Annotated in this window: 13 protein-coding genes; 1 reads left to right on the top strand and 12 read right to left on the bottom strand. The window is 65.6% G+C overall.

The window, feature by feature from the left end; genetic code table 11:
* Window positions 1-43: 43 nt before the first annotated feature.
* The 12 genes from F7D09_RS11335 to F7D09_RS02160 form a co-directional block, all read right to left on the bottom strand.
* A complete protein-coding gene (locus tag F7D09_RS11335; RefSeq protein ID WP_226835869.1) occupies window positions 44-3,403 on the bottom strand; it encodes an immunoglobulin-like domain-containing protein in 3,360 nt (1,119 codons plus the stop codon).
* Between the two features lie 164 nt (window positions 3,404-3,567).
* Window positions 3,568-4,602: a hypothetical protein gene (locus tag F7D09_RS02210; protein ID WP_152233804.1), complete on the bottom strand. Its 1,035-nt coding sequence runs from the start codon at window positions 4,600-4,602 to the stop codon at window positions 3,568-3,570.
* A 26-nt stretch (window positions 4,603-4,628) separates the two neighbouring features.
* Window positions 4,629-6,053 (bottom strand): alpha-L-fucosidase, encoded by a 1,425-nt coding sequence (locus tag F7D09_RS02205; protein WP_193312280.1) that lies wholly within the window; start codon window positions 6,051-6,053, stop codon window positions 4,629-4,631.
* A gap of 287 nt (window positions 6,054-6,340) precedes the next feature.
* Window positions 6,341-6,520, bottom strand: a complete 180-nt coding sequence (locus tag F7D09_RS02200) for a DUF6903 family protein (protein ID WP_152233803.1) — start codon at window positions 6,518-6,520, stop codon at window positions 6,341-6,343.
* A complete protein-coding gene (locus tag F7D09_RS02195) occupies window positions 6,517-7,440 on the bottom strand; it encodes a carbohydrate ABC transporter permease (RefSeq protein ID WP_152233802.1) in 924 nt (307 codons plus the stop codon). Before F7D09_RS02195 ends, F7D09_RS02200 begins: the two co-directional genes overlap by 4 nt.
* Before the next feature lie 15 nt (window positions 7,441-7,455).
* Window positions 7,456-8,388, bottom strand: a complete 933-nt coding sequence (locus F7D09_RS02190) for a carbohydrate ABC transporter permease (protein WP_226835867.1) — start codon at window positions 8,386-8,388, stop codon at window positions 7,456-7,458.
* Window positions 8,389-8,654: 266 nt separating this feature from the next.
* Window positions 8,655-9,992, bottom strand: a complete 1,338-nt coding sequence (locus F7D09_RS02185) for a carbohydrate ABC transporter substrate-binding protein (RefSeq protein ID WP_152233801.1) — start codon at window positions 9,990-9,992, stop codon at window positions 8,655-8,657.
* A 479-nt stretch (window positions 9,993-10,471) separates the two neighbouring features.
* On the bottom strand, window positions 10,472-10,969 hold the full coding sequence (locus F7D09_RS02180; RefSeq protein WP_152233800.1) for an RbsD/FucU family protein: 498 nt from the start codon (window positions 10,967-10,969) through the stop codon (window positions 10,472-10,474).
* A gap of 405 nt (window positions 10,970-11,374) precedes the next feature.
* Window positions 11,375-12,262 (bottom strand): dihydrodipicolinate synthase family protein, encoded by an 888-nt coding sequence (locus F7D09_RS02175; protein ID WP_152233799.1) that lies wholly within the window; start codon window positions 12,260-12,262, stop codon window positions 11,375-11,377.
* Between the two features lie 78 nt (window positions 12,263-12,340).
* Window positions 12,341-13,342 (bottom strand): amidohydrolase family protein, encoded by a 1,002-nt coding sequence (locus tag F7D09_RS02170; protein ID WP_226835865.1) that lies wholly within the window; start codon window positions 13,340-13,342, stop codon window positions 12,341-12,343.
* A gap of 135 nt (window positions 13,343-13,477) precedes the next feature.
* On the bottom strand, window positions 13,478-14,269 hold the full coding sequence (locus F7D09_RS02165; RefSeq protein WP_152233798.1) for an L-fucose dehydrogenase: 792 nt from the start codon (window positions 14,267-14,269) through the stop codon (window positions 13,478-13,480).
* Window positions 14,270-14,318: 49 nt separating this feature from the next.
* Window positions 14,319-15,602 carry an enolase C-terminal domain-like protein gene (locus F7D09_RS02160; protein ID WP_152233797.1) on the bottom strand — a complete coding sequence of 428 codons (1,284 nt, stop codon included), beginning with the start codon at window positions 15,600-15,602 and terminating at the stop codon, window positions 14,319-14,321.
* A gap of 242 nt (window positions 15,603-15,844) precedes the next feature.
* On the opposite strand from F7D09_RS02160, the gene F7D09_RS02155 reads away from it, so the two are divergent.
* Window positions 15,845-16,858, top strand: a complete 1,014-nt coding sequence (locus tag F7D09_RS02155) for a LacI family DNA-binding transcriptional regulator (protein ID WP_152233796.1) — start codon at window positions 15,845-15,847, stop codon at window positions 16,856-16,858.
* Window positions 16,859-17,047: the final 189 nt, after the last annotated feature.

The raw sequence follows: 17,047 nt of genomic DNA, 5'->3' as shown, positions 1-17,047 counted from the left end.
CCGCCTTACGTCATCCCGGACCGTTCCGGCCGCCGGACGTGCGTCAGCGGGTCTCGCGGCGCTTGCGGACCGCGAACGCGGCGCCGGCCACGGCGGCCAGCGCAAGGGCCGCGAACGCGGCGGCCTCGACCGAGGCGCCGGTCTTGGACAGGCCGGACTGCTGCTGGGTCTTGTCGCCGGTCGTCGGCTTGGCGGCCGGCTTGGCAGCAGGCTTGTTCGGGGTCGTCGGAGTCGTCGGCTTGGTCGGTTTGCCGCCGTTGTCGGTGCCGCCGTTGTCGGACTTCCTGACCAGCTTGCCTTCGGCGTCCTGCAGCGCGGCGAGCGCGGTCTTCACCTGCTCGGCGGACGCGTTCTCGTCGGCGGCGACCTTCTTCGCGGTCTTCAGCGCCTCGGCGAACGCACTCCACGATTCGGCCGTGTAGTCGGCCTCCTTGTACGCTTCGGCTGTGGCGATGGCCTGATTCAGCTTGGTCTTGTCGACCGGCTGCGGCTCCGGCTTCGCCTCCGGCTTGACGGTCACCTTGCGGGTGGCCTTCGCCTCGTTGCCGGCCTTGTCGGACACCGTGTAGGTGATCGTGTAGTCGCCGGCCTTCTTCGTGTCGACCGTGCCTTCGACCTTGATGCCGGCGGTCACATCGCCATCGACATCATCCGTCGCGGTCACGCCGGCCAGCGGATCGAAGTCAGCGCCGTAGTCAAGCGTCACATCCTCCACGCCCTTGAACACCGGAGCGGTCGTGTCGGGCACGGTCACGTCCTTGCTCACCACGTCGAGCGCCACCTTGCGGGTCGCGCCGGAGGCGAACTCGAACTGCAGGCCGTAGGAGCCCGGGTCCTTGTCGGCGAGGAAGTCGGCCGCGATCTTCACGGTCTTGGTGTCCGCGTCGGCGCCGTCGGCCACCGTGTAGTCCTTGGCGTCGAGGCTGCCGAGCACGTTGCCTTCGGAGCCGATCCAGCGGATCGAGCTGAGGGTGTCGCCGTCGAGCTTGACCGTGTATTCGGGCAGCGTGGCGGTGTCCTTCGTGTTGAACTCGGCGTTGACCACGCTCACGGCAGGCTTGTGCGAAGCCGAGCCGGAGCCGTTGTACACCTGGATCTCGGTCATGGTCGGCGTCCAGACCGTGCCGGGCTTGACGGAATCGAGCGCCACGCGCAGCTTGGAGGAGGTGACCGCCTTGTCGAGGTTCACCTTGGCGAGCGTGCCGATGCCGGCGTCCGCGGCGGAGGTGTAGATCTTCGTCCAGTCGCCCTTGCCGTCGTTCGCGGAGGCGTCCCACGTGTAGAAGGAGTACTGCGCCACGCGGGCCGGGGTCTCGCCGTCGATGAACTCCTTGAGGTCCACCTCGTCGAAGGTGATGTCCTTGCCGAAGTCGAGGTCGAGGGTGATCGGGTAGGTCGCGTCGTCGGCGGCGGCCCAGCGGGTCGCGTCGTTGCCGTCGACCAGGTACTTGGCGGAGCCGGGCAGCTGCGGGTGGGTGGAGCTGGCGGTCACAGTGGCGCCGAGCGCGAGGTTGGTGCGGGTGTCCTTGCCTTCCTGCTCGATCGGGTCGTTGTCGACCGGGTTCTTCACCTGCTCGCCCTTCTTGGTCTCGGCGATGCCGATGTCGGGCGCGTCGCCGTAGTAGAGCTGCGTGCCGAACATGTCGGCGGTGCCGAGGTGCGCGTTGTAGCGGCCGGCGTCGATGAGCGGCGAGTCGTCGGCGAGCTTGAACTTCGGGGTCACGTCGGCGAGCTTGCCGGCCGGGGTGTCGGTGCCGCCGGAGAATCCGGCGAACTTCGGGTCGACCTCAAGGCCGTTCTTGTCGGCGGGCTGCGTGTCGGACTGCTTGCCGCCGGCCTCGTAGAAGTCGTTGTTCGAGAACACGGCCTTGTCGAGCGCGCCCTCCTTGCGCGACCACTGGGTCGGCTGGTCGGTGGCGGTGTTGTAGAACACGTTGTTCAGGAAGTAGACGGTGTCCTTGAGGACCTCGTCGTGGAAGTGGCCGCCCTTGGAGGCGTCGTACACGAGCACGTTGTTGGCGATGTAGGTCGGAGAGTAGTTGGTGGAGAGCATGTTCTTCAGCAGCACGCCGTTGTCGTTGATCGACAGGTTGTACCGGGCAATCGAGTTGCCGGAGTTGCCCATGTACGCCATCCAGCCGGCCTTGTTGTCGTGGCTGTAGTTGTACTCGTAGGTCACGTTGAAGTTCGTGTACTCGAGGTCCCACGGCGTGCCGTCGTACTGGCCGGCGGGGCCGTTGTACACCTCGTTGTAGCGCATCACCGAGTCGGCGGACGCCCACATGTACAGGGCGCAGGAGACTTCGGTGTAGCGCGCGAGGAAGCCGTTGATCTCGTTGTATTCGATGACGGCGTCCTTGGTGTGGCCCACCTGCACGGCTCCCTGGCCGATGCTTTCCATGTAGTTGTGGCCGATGTACAGGTTGCGGCTGTACAGGTCGCGCGAGCGGACCCAGTAGTCCTCCCAGCCTTCGTGGTACTTGCCGGTCTCGTCGGTGTAGCCGCCGTCCTTGCCCATCCAATTGAAGCCGAACTGGATGGCGTTGAGGTCGACGTTCTTGAACGTGTTGTTCTCGATGCGCACGTCGTCGAAGTAGTAGCCGTGCTCGGCGTAGTCGGTGACGGTCTTGGAGCCGAACACCTGGAAGTCGACGCCGGCCGCGTAGATGGACTGCCACTGGGCGCCGGCGTCCGTGTTGTGCACGTAGACGTCATTGATGCGGAAGTGGTGCATCACGGTGTCGGCCGCCGCGGTGCCCTCAGGGAACTTGTCGGCGTTGATGGAGACGGAGATGCCGTCCCAGATGTTGCCGTCCTGCGCGGTGATGTCGGTGTCGAAGTCGTTGTCGTTGGACAGTTCGACGTTGTTGATCTCCCAGTACTGCTGGTTGCGCAGCACGATCGCGCCGGTCAGGCCCACGGTGTCGGGGTTCTTGTGCGGCGAGCGGCCGCCGACGCCGGAGTCGAACGGCTGGACGACGTTGCCGTCGGTGGCGATGTACGGGCGGGCGTCCGAGTCGCCGTACGCGGTGATGGTGATCGGCTTGCCGTCGGAGCCGGAGCCCTTCGGCCACAGCTGCTGCTTGTGCCAGGTGGAGCCGGACTTGAGCAGGATGCGGTCGCCGGGCTGGAACGTGGTCTCGTTGGCCTTGGTGAGGTTCTGCCAGGCGGCGTCGGCGGAGGTGCCGGCGTTGGTGTCCTTGCCGTTTTCGGCGTCGATGTAATAATCGGTGCCGCCGTACGGGTTCTTCTCGTTGCCCGCCCAGTCGGCGGTGGCGGCCGTCGTGGCGGTCGCGCTCTTGGCCGCGGGCGCGGCGGTGGCTGCGGGGACCGCAAAGCCGATCGAGGTGGCTACGGCGAGCAGCAGCGCCGCCACCTTACCCCCATGCGAGTATGCTGACATGTGGGACCTTTCTCTCGTTCCCGCGATGCGTTGCGTGTGGTAGCGTCGTCGCGTCGCGTGGATGTGTTGGTCTTGTCTCTCCCGCACGGTCGCGGATTGCGGCCGTGGCCGTGCGTCGGGACTCTCTTTCTTGTTCAGTTGTTCTTCAGTTATGTGTCGCCCGTTTATCGGCGGGCAAGTATCGTGGTCAGCTTGTCTTGGTCAAGCTGGATGGTGACGTGTTTCGCCTTGGCGGCGACGAGCCTGTCGAGTTTCGCCTGCGTGAGTTTCGCCATGATGCGGCTCTGGTAGGTCTGCCAATCGGTCTCGTCGCTGGCTTGCGTGACCGCGGTGACGAGGTACGCGCTGACCGTCGTGTTGTCTGCGGCAGCCGTGACGTCGGTGTGCTGGCCGGCCGACAGCGCGCCGAGCCAGCTGATGAGGTCCTGCATCTGCGGCGAGGCGGCCGCGGACGAGTCGAGGGTCATGCTCGAGACGTTCGCCTGCGGCAGGGCCGCGGCGATGGTCTGCTTCGCGTTCGCGGCGTCGGCTGCGGTCACCTGCGCGAGCGCCTGGTCGAGCTGTTGCGTGGCGTCGGCGGCGCTGTGCCCGGCGGCGACCGGCAGGCTGACCTGCAGGACCGTACGCGTGGGCTGCGAGGTCCACTCGCCGCGGTGCGCGGTGAAATAGGCCTTCGCCTGCGTGGTCGAGACGTACAGCGGATCGCCGGCCTTGGCGGACAGCTTGCTTTCGAGGTATTCGCCCGCCTGCGTGATCAGCCGCGAGTGGAAGTCGACCGGCGTGTACGAGGTGACGCCGTAGACGGTCTCGCCGGACTTCGCCTGCGCGCTTTTTGCGGTGTTGGTGGACCGCATCGCGACGACGAACGACTCGTAGGTGGTCGCGTCGCCATACCCGTACTGTTTCGCGAGCAGCAGGAGCGCCTTGTCGTCGCGGATCTGCTCGGTGACGTCGTCGGCCGCGGCCTTGCCGGCGCTGGCGCCGGCGCACGTCTGCGCCGCGCAGATGTCGGCGTACAGCCGCATCTCGTCGTCGCCGATCGCGAACGTGACGTCATCGGACCGTGCACTTGACTGTGCGGCCGCCTGCCACGGATGCCAGACGAGCATCCCGGCCGCCGCCAGGCACACGACGGCGAGCGCCGCGACGATGGCGGCGACGCGGCCGGCGCGGCGGCTTGCGGTGCGGGATGCGGTCATGACTGGCGGTCCTTTCTCTGCCGCGCTCAGGCTTCCACGGCGATGACCGAGGCGAGCTGCGGGCGCAGACGGTATTCGGGGATGCGCACGGTGATCTGGCTGGTGCGCACGGGGGTGTCGAAGCGGATGATGCGCTGGTAGCCGACCGACTCCTTGTGGGCGATCTGCTGCTCGTCGGCGTACACGTCGACCATGTCGATGCGCTGGCCGACGGCGATGTCCTCACGCAGGATGAGCGCGCCGATGCGGCGCGGACGGCCGAAGTCGAGCGTCACGCGCGGGGTCATGTCGTGGCAGGTCGGACGCCACGAGGCGGAGTCGGCGGCGGTGCTGAGCAGCGCGGACGGCTCGAATCCGGCGGCGGCGCAGCGGCGGCACGTGCTGGAGACGGTGACGGTCACGCCGTCGGTGATCTCGCGGGACTTGAAGTCGGCGATCAGCCTGCCGAGCCCGGCGAGCGCCTTGACGTCCGCCTCGGCGATGCGGCCGGCCGGGGCGGGCGGGATGTTGAGCAGGAACGTGGCGTTGCCGCCGACCGAGGACGCCCAGATGTCGAACAGCTCTTCGGGGGTGCGCACCTGCGCGTCCTCGTTGGCGTGGTAGAACCAGCCGGGGCGGGTGGACGTGTTCACTTCGGACGGGTACCAGGCGAGCGGGCCGTCGTAGCCGGCGAGCGCCTTGCGGCTGCCGAGGTCCTCCTCGTCGGAGCGTACGAGGCGGGAGAATTCGCCGTCGTCGGCCTGCTGCGACTTGGCGGCGGTCAGTTCGGCGGAGCGCAGGCGCTCGGGCACGACGCTCCACTCGTTCTCGCGGGTGTGGCCGGCCTCGTTGCCGCACCAGCGCACGTCGGGGCCGGAGACGGAGATCACGGCTTCGGGCTGCAGGGCGCGCACCACGTTGTAGTAGCGCTGCCAGTCGTACTGCTGGCGTTTGCCGTTGGGGCCCTCGCCGCAGGCGCCGTCGAGCCAGACGGAGAAGATCGGGCCGTAGTGGGTGAGCAGTTCGACGAGCTGGTTGACGTAGTAGTCGTCGTACGCCTTGCCGGAGCCGTACGTGGCTTCGGTGCGGTCCCACGGCGACAGGTAGACGCCGAACTTGAGGCCGTGACGGCGGGCCGCGTCGCTCACTTCGCGCACGACGTCGCCCTTGCCGTCCTTCCACGGGCTGGAGGCGACGGAATGCTTGGTGTAGGCGCTCGGCCACAGGCAGAATCCGTCGTGGTGCTTGCAGGTGAGGATGACGCCGGTCATGCCGGCGGCCTTGATCGCCTCCATCCACTGGTCGGCGTCGAAGTCGGTCGGGTTGAACAGGGCCGGATCCTCATGGCCGAGTCCCCACTCGCGGTCGGTCATCGTGTTCATGCCGAAGTGCGTGAACGCGTACATCTCCATGCGCTGCCAGGCGAGCTGCCGGTGCGCGGGCCGGATGTTGGCGAGATAATCCTCGTTCATGATGTCCTTTCGTAGCGTGCGGCGCCTCGTCGGGCCGCACCTCCCCCAATGTCCCTGTTGCGGTTTCCCTTGTTTCCCTTGCGTGGCCGCGCGTCGGTCCTTCGGTGGCTGCGCGCGGCCTGTTGCGGATGCTTGCTGCCGGGTCTTGTCTGCCCGGCCGGCGGCCGTGTGAAGAAGCCGTCCGCCGGCGGTGTGACGCCGGACGGGCGGCCGCGCCCCTTGCGGGGCGACGGGACGTGCGTGGGAGGCCAAGGGAAAGACGCCCGCCGCATGCACGTCCCGGGCTTTTACTTCTGCGAGCGGTTGTACACCCAGAGCATGATCACCACGCCGGCCAGGCCGACGCATTCGAGGCCCAGCGAGGCCCACGAGGTGGTCTTGGCGCCGATGATCGTGATGATCACGAACACGATGTACAGCACGATCTTGATCGCGGCGAAGATTCCGCGACGGGTCTTGTCACTCATTTCAGACCTCCCATGGTCGAGGTTTGCAGCAGCTTCTTCTGCACGATCGCGTAGAAGATGAGCACGGGCACCATGACGATCACCATGCCGGCGTACAGACGGCCGTAGTTGGTGGCGGCCTTCTGGGTCTGCATCAGGTTGAGCAGGCCGACCTGGATGGTGCGGTTGTCGCCGGTCATGAGGGTCATGGAGATGATGTAGTCGTTCCAGTAGCTCAGGAAGTTGAACAGCATCGACATGGAGATGGCGGGCATGGCCATCGGGAAGAAGATGCGGGTCATGATCTTGAACTGGGAGGCGCCGTCGATGAGCGCGGCCTCCTCGAAGTCCTTCGGGATGGACGCGAAGAAGTCCTGCAGCAGGAACACCGTGAACGGCAGCGAGGTCGCCGCGTAGACCACGGCCAGCATGACCGGGTTGTTGACGAAGAAGCCGTCCGGGAAGATGTCGTAGAGCAGCTTGTCGGCGTCCACGAGCATGAGGAAGATCGGGACGACGATGTAGTTCACGTTGATGAACAGGCCGCCCTGGATGGCTACTTTAAGGATCTTCTTGCCGGGGAAGTCGAAGCGGGCCATCACGTAGGAGCACGGCAGTGCGATGATCAGCGCGAGCACCATGGCAAGCGCGGTGACGAACACGGAGGTGCCGAAGTACTGGCCGAGGTGGGCGTCGCGGAAGGCGTCCACGTAGTTCTGCCAGTCGAGGCCCTTCGGCAGGGTCCACGGGCTGCCGTAGAACTCCGACTTGTCCTTGAAGGACGCGAAGAACACCCACACGACCGGCACGAAGATGGTCAGTGCGGAGATGACGAGGACGATCTGGCCGACCGTGCGGCCGACGGTCCACGAGGTCGCCGACCCGCGGGCCTTGGCGGGCTTGAACACCGCGCCCTTGGTTGTCTTGGTTTCGTTAGTCATGACGATGCTCCCCTTTTACAGCTGCTGGACGATCTCGCGCTTGGTGACCTGGCTGACGAGCAGCGACAGGATGAAGCTGAACAGGAAGATGACGACGCCGATGGCCATGCCGTAGCCGTACGTGGAGTTGGTGTACGCCTGCTGGTACATGTAGCCGAGGATCGTCTGCGAGGCGCCGTCCGGGCCGCCGTTGGTCATGGCGGTGACGAGCACGAAGCTCAGGTTGACGGAGCTGATGATGAAGAAGGTCAGCGTGGTGCGGATGTTCTGCCAGATCATCGGGATCGTGATGGAGAAGAGCTGGCGGACCTTGCCGGCGCCGTCGATCGAGGCGGCCTCGTACAGGCTGCGGTCCACGCCGGCCATCGAGGACATGTACATGACCATGTAGTAGCCGAAGGACTGCCAGACCATGGCGAAGGCCACGGAGTAGATGACGATCTTCTGGTCGCCGAGCCACACGCGCTGCAGGGCGCCGAGGCCGAGGAAGCCGAGCGTGCCGTTGAGCAGGCCGTCCTTCTGGTCGTAGATGGCGGAGAAGATCGCGGCGATGACGACGGCGGAGAGGATGGACGGCACGTACATGACGAACCGCAGGAAGCCGGAACCGATGATCCTGTCCTGCGTGAGGATCGCCGCGAAGATGATGGCGATCGGCATGGTGATCGACGTGACGACCACGAGCAGCAGGATCGTGTTCTGGCAGGCGTGCACGAAGTTCATGTCGCCGGCCAGGGTCTTGAAGTTCGACAGGCCGACGAACGTCGCGTCGTCCGAGAAGCCGCTCCACTTGAACAGCGACATGCGGAACACGTTGATGGTCGGCACGACCATGAAGATGATGAACAGGATCGCGGTGGGGAGGGCCCAGAGCAGGCCGAACCGCGCCCGCTTGCGTTCAAGCACGGTCTTCTTGCCCTTTTCCGCGCGAGTAGTCGATGACGACATCGATGTTCTCCCAGCTGAAAGTAGGGTCCCGCACAAGCGGGGCGATTGATGGTTGCGTGAAAAATCAAAGTCGATGGCCGCCCTGCAGGCCGCAGGGACGAAGAAAGGAGTAGGAGGTGTCGCGAGTGGGCCGCGGCGGCCATCGAAGATAGGAAAAACACGGGGCCTGCGGATGGGGCGGAAACTGCACTGCGCGATCCGCAGGCCTCGTCGGTATTGAGTTATGGGTATTCAGTTATGTGATGTTCGGGCGTTCGCCCGCGCGATCAGTTGCCGGAGGCGGCGTTGAGCGCGTTGCTGGTCTCGTTCAGGGCGTTCTGCCAATCGGAGAGGTTCTTCTTGCCGGAGGCGACGGAATCGACCGCGGTGTACAGGTCGTCCTTGATGTTCTTGCCCTCGACGGACGCGGTGGTGGAGAAGGAGCCGGCCACGGCCTTGACGTTCTCCTGGTTGTAGGCGTCGTAGAAGACCTTCATGGAGGAGTCGACCTTATCGGTCATGCCCTTGATCGGCTGCACGGCGCCGGTCTTGTTGAAGATGTCGGCGGCCTTGTCGGAGTACAGGAAGGCCATGAACTTCTTGGCCTCCTCCTTGTTCTTGGCCTTGGACGGGATCCACACGGCCTCGATGGTCGTGTTGATGTAGCGGGTGCCGCCTTCCTTCGTGGTCGGGACGGGAGCGAAGCCCCACTCGAAGCCGTCGGTGCGCGGCGCGTCCTTCATCTCGTTGACGATCCAGGTGCCGTTGGGCATGAACAGGGACTTGCCGTCCAGCACGGACTGCTGGTTCTTGGTGAAGTCCTGGCCGTTGGCGTAGCCGACCGTGTCCGGGTTGAGGTACTTGGTGACGAGCTTCTGGACGAGGGTCAGGGCCTCCTTGGCGTCCTTGGACTTCCAGACGTCCTTCTTGTAGGTCATGACGTCGTTGTAGAAGTCGGTGCCGCCGATGTCGGCGAGCAGCGCGTTGAAGAAGGCGTCGAAGTAGCCGGAGGTCGGGTAGGTGAACAGCGAGATGCCCTTGGCCTTCGCCTCATCGCCGAGCTTGAAGAACTCGTCCCACGTGGTCGGGACCTCCCAGCCGTTGTCCTTGAGCAGCTTCTGGTTGTAGACCAGGCCGGACGGCGAGTAGTACATCGGCATCAGGTAGGTGTTGTCGTCGCCGTACGGGTTGGTGTACAGGCCGATGATGCCGTCGACGAGCTTCTCGCGCACGGTCTTGGACTCGCCGGGGACCTTCATGTCGAGCACGTCGGTGACGTTCTCGACGGCCTTGTCCTTCAGCATGGTCTCGGTCAGGCCGGACTCGGTGCCCTGGCCCAGCTCGATGATGTCGGGGTAGTTGCCGGCCTTCATGCCCGGGGTGATCTCGTCGGCGATCTTCTTGGAGGTCTGCAGCTTGATCGTGACGTTCGGGTTGAGCTTCTCGTACTCCTTGACGACGTCCTTGTACATCTGGACGCCGTAGCCGCCTTCGAAGGCCGCGAACTTGAGCGTGACCTTGCCGTCGCTGCTGGAGTTGGTGCTGCCGCACGCGGCCATCGAGGCCATCATGGCGCCCGCGCCGACGACGGCGATGATCTTCTTTGCCAAAGCGATGTTCTTCATTGCTTTGACCTCCTTGTCTCTTGGTTGGAGGTGCACGGGTCTGGTTTGCGATCCGCGCTTCCGGGCTTCTTTCGTCACCCGTACTGCTTTGTACAGTTACAGAGTGTACAACAAGTTTCGAGAAAAGTGGAATCTGATAGAGGTTTTTTTGAAATTTTCTTTAACTTGTTTGTTGTTATTTCTTGCCTTGATTGTGGTTTCGTTGGAATTCCAACGTTTTCGACAGCAGAAAAAACCAGACCAAAGAAACACGCCGGTAACACCGGCACACATTGCCGGCACATGCCGTTTATCCAATTGTTACATCGTATATGTTCATATTACGCATATATTGACCGCGATGCGGCGTGTAACACGGGTACCACCCCCAGTCAGCTTCGCTGACAGCCCCCGCCAGCGGGAGCAGAAGGAATGCGCTCCCGCCGGCGGGAGCTGGCTCGCAAAGCGAGACTGAGGGTGGTACCCCGGCGAACGCACGTTTACTGCAACACGACGCCCTTCTGCAGCATGACGTTCGCGTACTGGGCGCTCTCCGAGGTGGCGATGACCGCGTAGGCGGACTTCGCAAGGTCGTAGAAGTCGAAGCGCGAGACCTTGCCGATCAGGTCGTCCGGACCGGACGGGCCTTCGCCGGCGGGGCCGGGACGACGGTCGCCGGCGGCGGCGTTCAGCCGCGGGTCACGCCGTGCGATGATGTCGCGGTACTCGTCCCAGATCGGCGTGGCGACCGGATCGCCGGGCACCACGTCCATGAGCGTGACCGGCTTGTCGACGTACTGGTCGAGCGGGACCAGCCGCAGGATGGCGTCCAGCAGCTCGGGCACGCCGTGGCCGTCGCAGCGGATGACGATGGCGTCGCGGCCGACCGATTCGGCTGGGAAGTTGCCGTCGGCGATGACCAGACGGTCGCCGTGGCCCATCTCGCTCAGCGTCTTGAGCAGCAGCGGGGAGACAATCGGAGGAATGCCCAGCAGCATGATGTTCCTTTCATGTTCGTTCGACGGTCGGCGGTATCGCCACCATCCTACGCCGCCTTTGACCCGCCTCGGCCCCGGCCCGGTCTTGGCCCCCTCGGTGGAGGGGGCTGTCGCGGCCGAAGGCCGTCAAAGCCGAAAGCCACCCCTTGACCGCCGGACGCTATCAGCAAAACCGACCGTCCCGCCTCCTTGGCCCCCTCGGTGGAGGGGGCTGTCGCGGCCGAAGGCCGTGACTGGGGGAGCGTCAGCGGCGCGCCGGCGCCGCCGACAGGCACAGTATCGCGCGACAGCGCGATGCCGTATTATCAGCGGCCTTCGGCCGCGGACGCTCCCCCAGTCAGCTTCGCTGACAGCCCCCTCCACCGAGGGGGCCAAGGCGCGACTGCGCCGGACCGCGCACCTACATCAGGCGAGCAGGTCGGCGATGGCGGCCTTCTGCCCGTCGGTCAGCGGCACCTGCGGCTCGCGGATCGTCGTGTCGATCGGCAGGCCCTTGACGCGCACAGCCTCCTTGATCGCGCCGATGAACAGGTCGGCCTGACCGTAGACGGCCATGAGCTTGGAGATCCGCTTCGCGTGATCGAGCGCAGTGGCATAGTCGCCCTTCTGCCAGGCGCGGTGCATCGCCGCGAAATCCTCCGGCACCACGTTGGTCAGGCCGCACAGCACGCCGTTGCCGCCGGCGATGCGGTTGGGCGTGTAATACTCGTCGAAGCCGGACAGCACGCTGAAGTCGGGGTTCACCTTGCGCACGGCGTCGATGACCATGCGCGTGTGGCTGATCGTGTCGACCGTGTCCTTGATGCCCACGATGTTGGGGTGCTTCGCGGCGAGCGACGCCACGAGCTGCGGGCTCAGGTCGGCGCCGGTGCGCGGCGGGAAGTTGTACAGCAGCACGGGAAGCTCGACCGAATCCGCGATCGTGCCGAAATACCGTTCGGCGGCCGCCTCGGACGGCCCGAAGTAGTATGGCGAGACGACGACGAGGCCGTTCGCGCCGACGTTCTCGGCGTGCTTCGAGAACGCGAGGACGTCGCCGAAGTTGGTGCCGCCGACGCCGACGAGCACGGGGATGCGGCCGTTCACGTGCCGCACGGCGAAGTCGACGGCCCGCTCCTTGAACTCGAGCGGGTACGCGTAGAACTCGCCGATGCTGCCGAACAGCAGCACGCCGTTGATGCCGGCCTCGATGAGATGGTCGAGGTGGCGGCCCCACAGCTCCTCGTCCAGCGAGCCGTCGGCCTTGGTGATGGTGATCGACGGGCAGAACACGCCTTCGAACTGTGCTCCCATGATGTCTCCTTCTTACCAGTTGGTTTCGTTTCGTCAGTACGTTTCACACGCACGTTTCGCGCACGCGGCCGGCCGCCGTCAGTGGGCAGGCGAACCCAGCTCTGCCGGCTCCCCCGGTTCGTCTGCCTGTGACGGTCGTCCCCCGTCCGCGTTCCGCCGGCCGCTCCCGCGCGCCCCGCGTACGTCGATGCCGTACACGCGGGCTGCCACGTCTCGGAACAGCGATTCGTCGCCGCCGTCCTCGTCCAGCAGCAGCTGCAGATGCTCGTCGAACGTGGAGTACATGGAGACCACCGGCCAGTTCGACGCGTACATGCGCCGCCCGGCGAACGTCTCGCGCGAGAACGCGAGCAGGTCGCGTACGAACGCACGGTCGGCGGTCGGGTATCCCGAGACCTTCACGACCGTGTTCGGCGACGCCGCCAGCCGCCGCATCGCCGCCATGTATCGTTCGTCGAACGTGTCGGGCGTGACGTTGCCCATGTGGTCGATGACCAGCGTGAGCCCCGGCGTCTGCTCGTGCGCGGCGGCGAGGTCGTCCAGCTCGTCCACGCGCACGCAGGCGTCGAACGGCAGCCCGGCCGCGCCCAGCGCACGCAGTCCGGCGACGAACGTCGGCTCGAGGCAGCGGCCGCGCGGGCTGGACGGCACGTGCAGCGGATCGCGCACGCCGGCGGCGAACAGCGGCACGCGCATCCACGGCGAGACGGCGGATCGCATCACGTCGGCGAGGATGTGCGGGTCGCGGTTGCCGTAGACCAGCCGGTCCTCGGCGATCGGGTCGTCGCAGTCGACCTCCACGTACACGCCGCCGAGCCAGTGCACGCCCTGCGCGGCGAACGGCCGGTAGCACGTCTCGAGGTCGCGCATGGTCCAGCGCCGGTTGAGCGCGGCGAGACCGCCGGCCGCGTCACCGGACGCGTCACCGCCCAGCCAGTCCAGCCGCTGCTCGGCCGGGTCCCAGATGTGAAAGTGAGCGTCGATGACCGACAGTCCGCCGCCGTCATCGTATATGCCGGTTTTCAGCGTGTGCATGGCGTCGTCGTCCCATTCGTCCACTGTTGCGCCTTCCGTTGCCAATCGTCTCTTCCCTGCTTCGTCTCGGCCTCGCCCGTGCCTGCCCTGCGCCCGTTTCCGTCACAACGGGCGAACATCCGCTGTGACGGAAACGGCCGGGAGCGGAGGGCGGAGCCGGGCATCGGCGTGATCCGACGCCTACGCGAGCGCCCTGTCGAGGTGCACGTAGCCGCCGTCCACGACCTCCCACTGGCCGGTCGTGTGCGAGGCGCAGTCGGACAGCAGGAACGCGACCGTGTTGGCGATCTCGTCGACGTTGGTCATGCGGTGGCCGAGCGGAATACGCGAGGTGATCTTCTCGAGCTGAGCCTTCTGGGCGGCCTCGTCGCCGAACGTGGTGATCCATTTCGCGTAGAGCGGGGTCCACGCCTCGGAGACGACGATGGCGTTGACGCGCACGTCGTCCTTGGCGAGGGCGGCGGCCCATTCGCGCGTGAGGCCGAGGATCGCGCCCTTCGCGGCGGCGTAGGCGCTGGTCTTGCCCTGACCGGTGAGCGCGGTCTTCGAGGAGATGTTGACGATCGAGCCCTTGGACTTGCGCAGCCAGGGCGCGCAACGGTGGGCGAGCTCGAAGTAGTGGGTGAGGTTGCCGTGCAGCGACTGCTCGAACTCGCGCCACGACGTGGTGTCGAGGTCGAGGTTGTCGTTGCGTCCGGCGTTGTTGACCAGGCCGTCGATGTGCCCGTAGTCCTTGGCGACCTCCTCGACGATCGGCGCGATGTCGTCGGTGTCGTTGAGGTCCATCAGGTACGTGCGGTAGTCGCCGGTGATGGCCGACATCTCCCTGTCGAACTCCTCCTGGGCCCCGTCCGCGCGGTTGATGACGACCGGGATCGCGCCTTCGCGGGCGAGCCGCAGCGCAATGCCCTTGCCGATGCCCTTGAAACCGCCGGTGAGGATGATGACCTTGCCTTTCAGATGCAGATCCATGATGGTTGTCCGTCCCTTCTATGCCGTTCTGTCGTGCGTTCGCGCCCGCTCAGCCCTGGTACAGGTAGCGCTGCGCGGCCTCGAGCTTCATGTCGACGCCGGAGCCGGGCGCGGTCGGGGCCACGTAGCGGCCGTTGCGGATCTCGGTGGGGTGCACGAAGTACTCGTGCTGGTTGTCGACGTATTCGATCACGCGGTCGTCCCACTTGCCGGACACGGCGAGGTAGTCGAACATCGCGAAGTGGCACACGGCCTCGCACAGGCCGACGCCGCCCGCGTGGGGGCACACGCGCACGCCGAACTTGTTGGCGAGCAGGTATTCCATGACGATCTCCTGCGGACCGGCGACGCGCGTCGCGTCGATCTGCATGACCTTGAAGCTGCCGGCCTGCAGGTACTGCTTGTACATGATGCGGTTCTGCATCTGCTCGCCGGTGGCGACGGCGATCGGGTCGATGGCCTTCTGGATGGCGGCGTGGCCGAGCACGTCGTCGGGGCAGGTGGGCTCCTCCACCCATTCGAGGTCGAAGTCGTGGAAGTGGTTGATCCAGTCGATGGCCTGCGGCACGTCCCACACCTGGTTGGCGTCGACGGCGAGCTTGACGTCGGGGCCGATGGTCTCGCGGGCGAGGCCGAGGCGGCGCAGGTCGTCGTCGAGGTTCTGGCCGACCTTGAGTTTGATCTGCTTGAAGCCCTTGACTTCGGTCTCCTCGCGGGCGATGGCCATCATCTTCTCGTCGGAGTAGCCGAGCCAGCCGGCGGCGGTGGAGTAGCCGGGGTAGCCGAGCTTGAGCAGCTGGGCCTCGCGCTCCTCGAGTCCGTCCTTGCCGCGACGCAGCATGTCGACGGCCTCGTCGGGGGTGAGCACGTCGGTCAGGTAGCGGAAGTCGAGCGTGGCGACGAGCTCCTCGGGGTCCATGTGAGCGAGCAGCCGCCACAGCGGCATGCCGGCGCGCTTGGCCTTGAGGTCCCACAGCGCGGAGAGGACCGCGCCGATGGCCATGTGCTCGACGCCCTTTTCGGGGCCGAGCCAGCGCAGCTGCGAGTCGTGGACGAACATGTCCCACGCGGCGCGCATGTCGTCGAGCAGGTTCTCGACGTTGCGGCCGACGAGCGTGTGGGCGAGCGAATCGATGGCGGCGACCACGACGTCGTTGCCGCGGCCGATCGTGAAGACGAAGCCGGTGCCGCTCAGGCCGTCGTCGGCGTCGGTGGAGACGACGACGTACGCCGACGAGTAGTCGGGGTCCTTGTTCATCGCGTCCGATCCGGACAGTGTGCTGGAGGTGGGGAAGCGCAGATCGTAGGTCTGTACGTTGGTGATGGTGCTCATGGTGGCTCCTTCGCCGGGCGGTTACGGCCGCTGCGCCCATGGACTGCGTCATGTGCGGTGCCGTTGCGTTCTTGGTTGTCTGTTGGTTATCAGTGTATCGCCTTTCGTGAAAAGTACCAAATTATTTCAGAAATTTTCTTTGTTTTTCTCCGAATAGGTTTACAATGGAAATGTAGTGACGGAACAGAGCGGTCCGTCCTTTCCGCCACGACACCATCGCTCACGCGAAAAGAGGTTCTCCGATGAACGACGCCAAGAAGCCGAAAGTCAGCGAAATCGCACGACTCGCCGGCGTATCCAATGCCACCGTATCCAAGGTCATCAACGGGCGCGAAGGCGTGTCACGCGAGACACGCGAACGCATCGAGGCGATCATGGCGTCCGTCGGGTACACCAAGTCGCTGGTCACCACGAAGACGTCGCAGACCATCGAGCTCGTGCTGACCGAGGTCATGGCGAACGGCACGAACGCCATCATCGCGGAAACCACGAAATATGCGAAATCCCTGCCGATCGGCATCACCATCACCCAGACCGGCCGCGGCAAGCGCAGCGAGGAAACGTTTCGTGAAATCCTCAACCGCAACCCTCTGGGCGTGATTCTCGTCCTCTCCACCGTGACGGAAGAGGAAAAATCACTGCTCAGGTCGCGTAACATTCCATTCGTCATCATCGATCCGGTGGGCGAGGTGCCGTCCGACACGCTCGGCGTCGGCATCGACAACTGGACCGGCGGCCTGATCGCCACCGAGCACCTCATCAAACTCGGCCACAAGCGCATCGGCATCATCACCGGGCCGCAGAACGCCGAGTCCGCGCAGGCGCGCTACGGCGGCTACACCACCGCGCTGCGACGCGCCGGCATCGTACCCGACCCGGAGCTGACCGCGTACGGCGACTACACGCCGGAACGCGGCTACCAGGCCGCCTGCACGCTGCTCGACCTGCCCTCCGGCAAGCGGCCGACGGCGATCTTCGCCTGCAACGACGCCACCGCGCTCAACGTGTACCGCGCCGCCCGGCAGCGCGGCATGCAGCTGCCCGAAGACCTCTCCATCGTCGGCTTCGACAACGTCTACCCCGGCGAATACCTGTACCCGGCACTCACCACCGTCAACCAGCCGTTCGACCTGATCGCGCGCAAGGCCGTCGACATGATCCTCGACGCACGCGCTGACAGCGTGGACGACCACTACCTGATCCTGCCCACCCGGCTCGTGGTGCGCGAAAGCACCGCCGTGCCGAAGGCCGCGTGACGGCAACTCGCGTGACGAAAGCCGCGTGACGGGGCGGGCGAAAGCCGCGTGACGGGGCGGGCGAAAGCCGCGTGACGGGGCGGACGGCGCGGCTTTGCCATGCCGGCCGCCTGCTGTCACAGCGGGTAGGTACACGCTGTGACAGACAGCAGAACGTCACGCCGCGACTTGCCGACGACGCCACGATGT

This window comes from Bifidobacterium leontopitheci, from assembly GCF_009193355.1.
Lineage (GTDB): Bacteria > Actinomycetota > Actinomycetes > Actinomycetales > Bifidobacteriaceae > Bifidobacterium > Bifidobacterium leontopitheci.
This window is presented reverse-complemented; position numbering and strand designations above follow the sequence as displayed.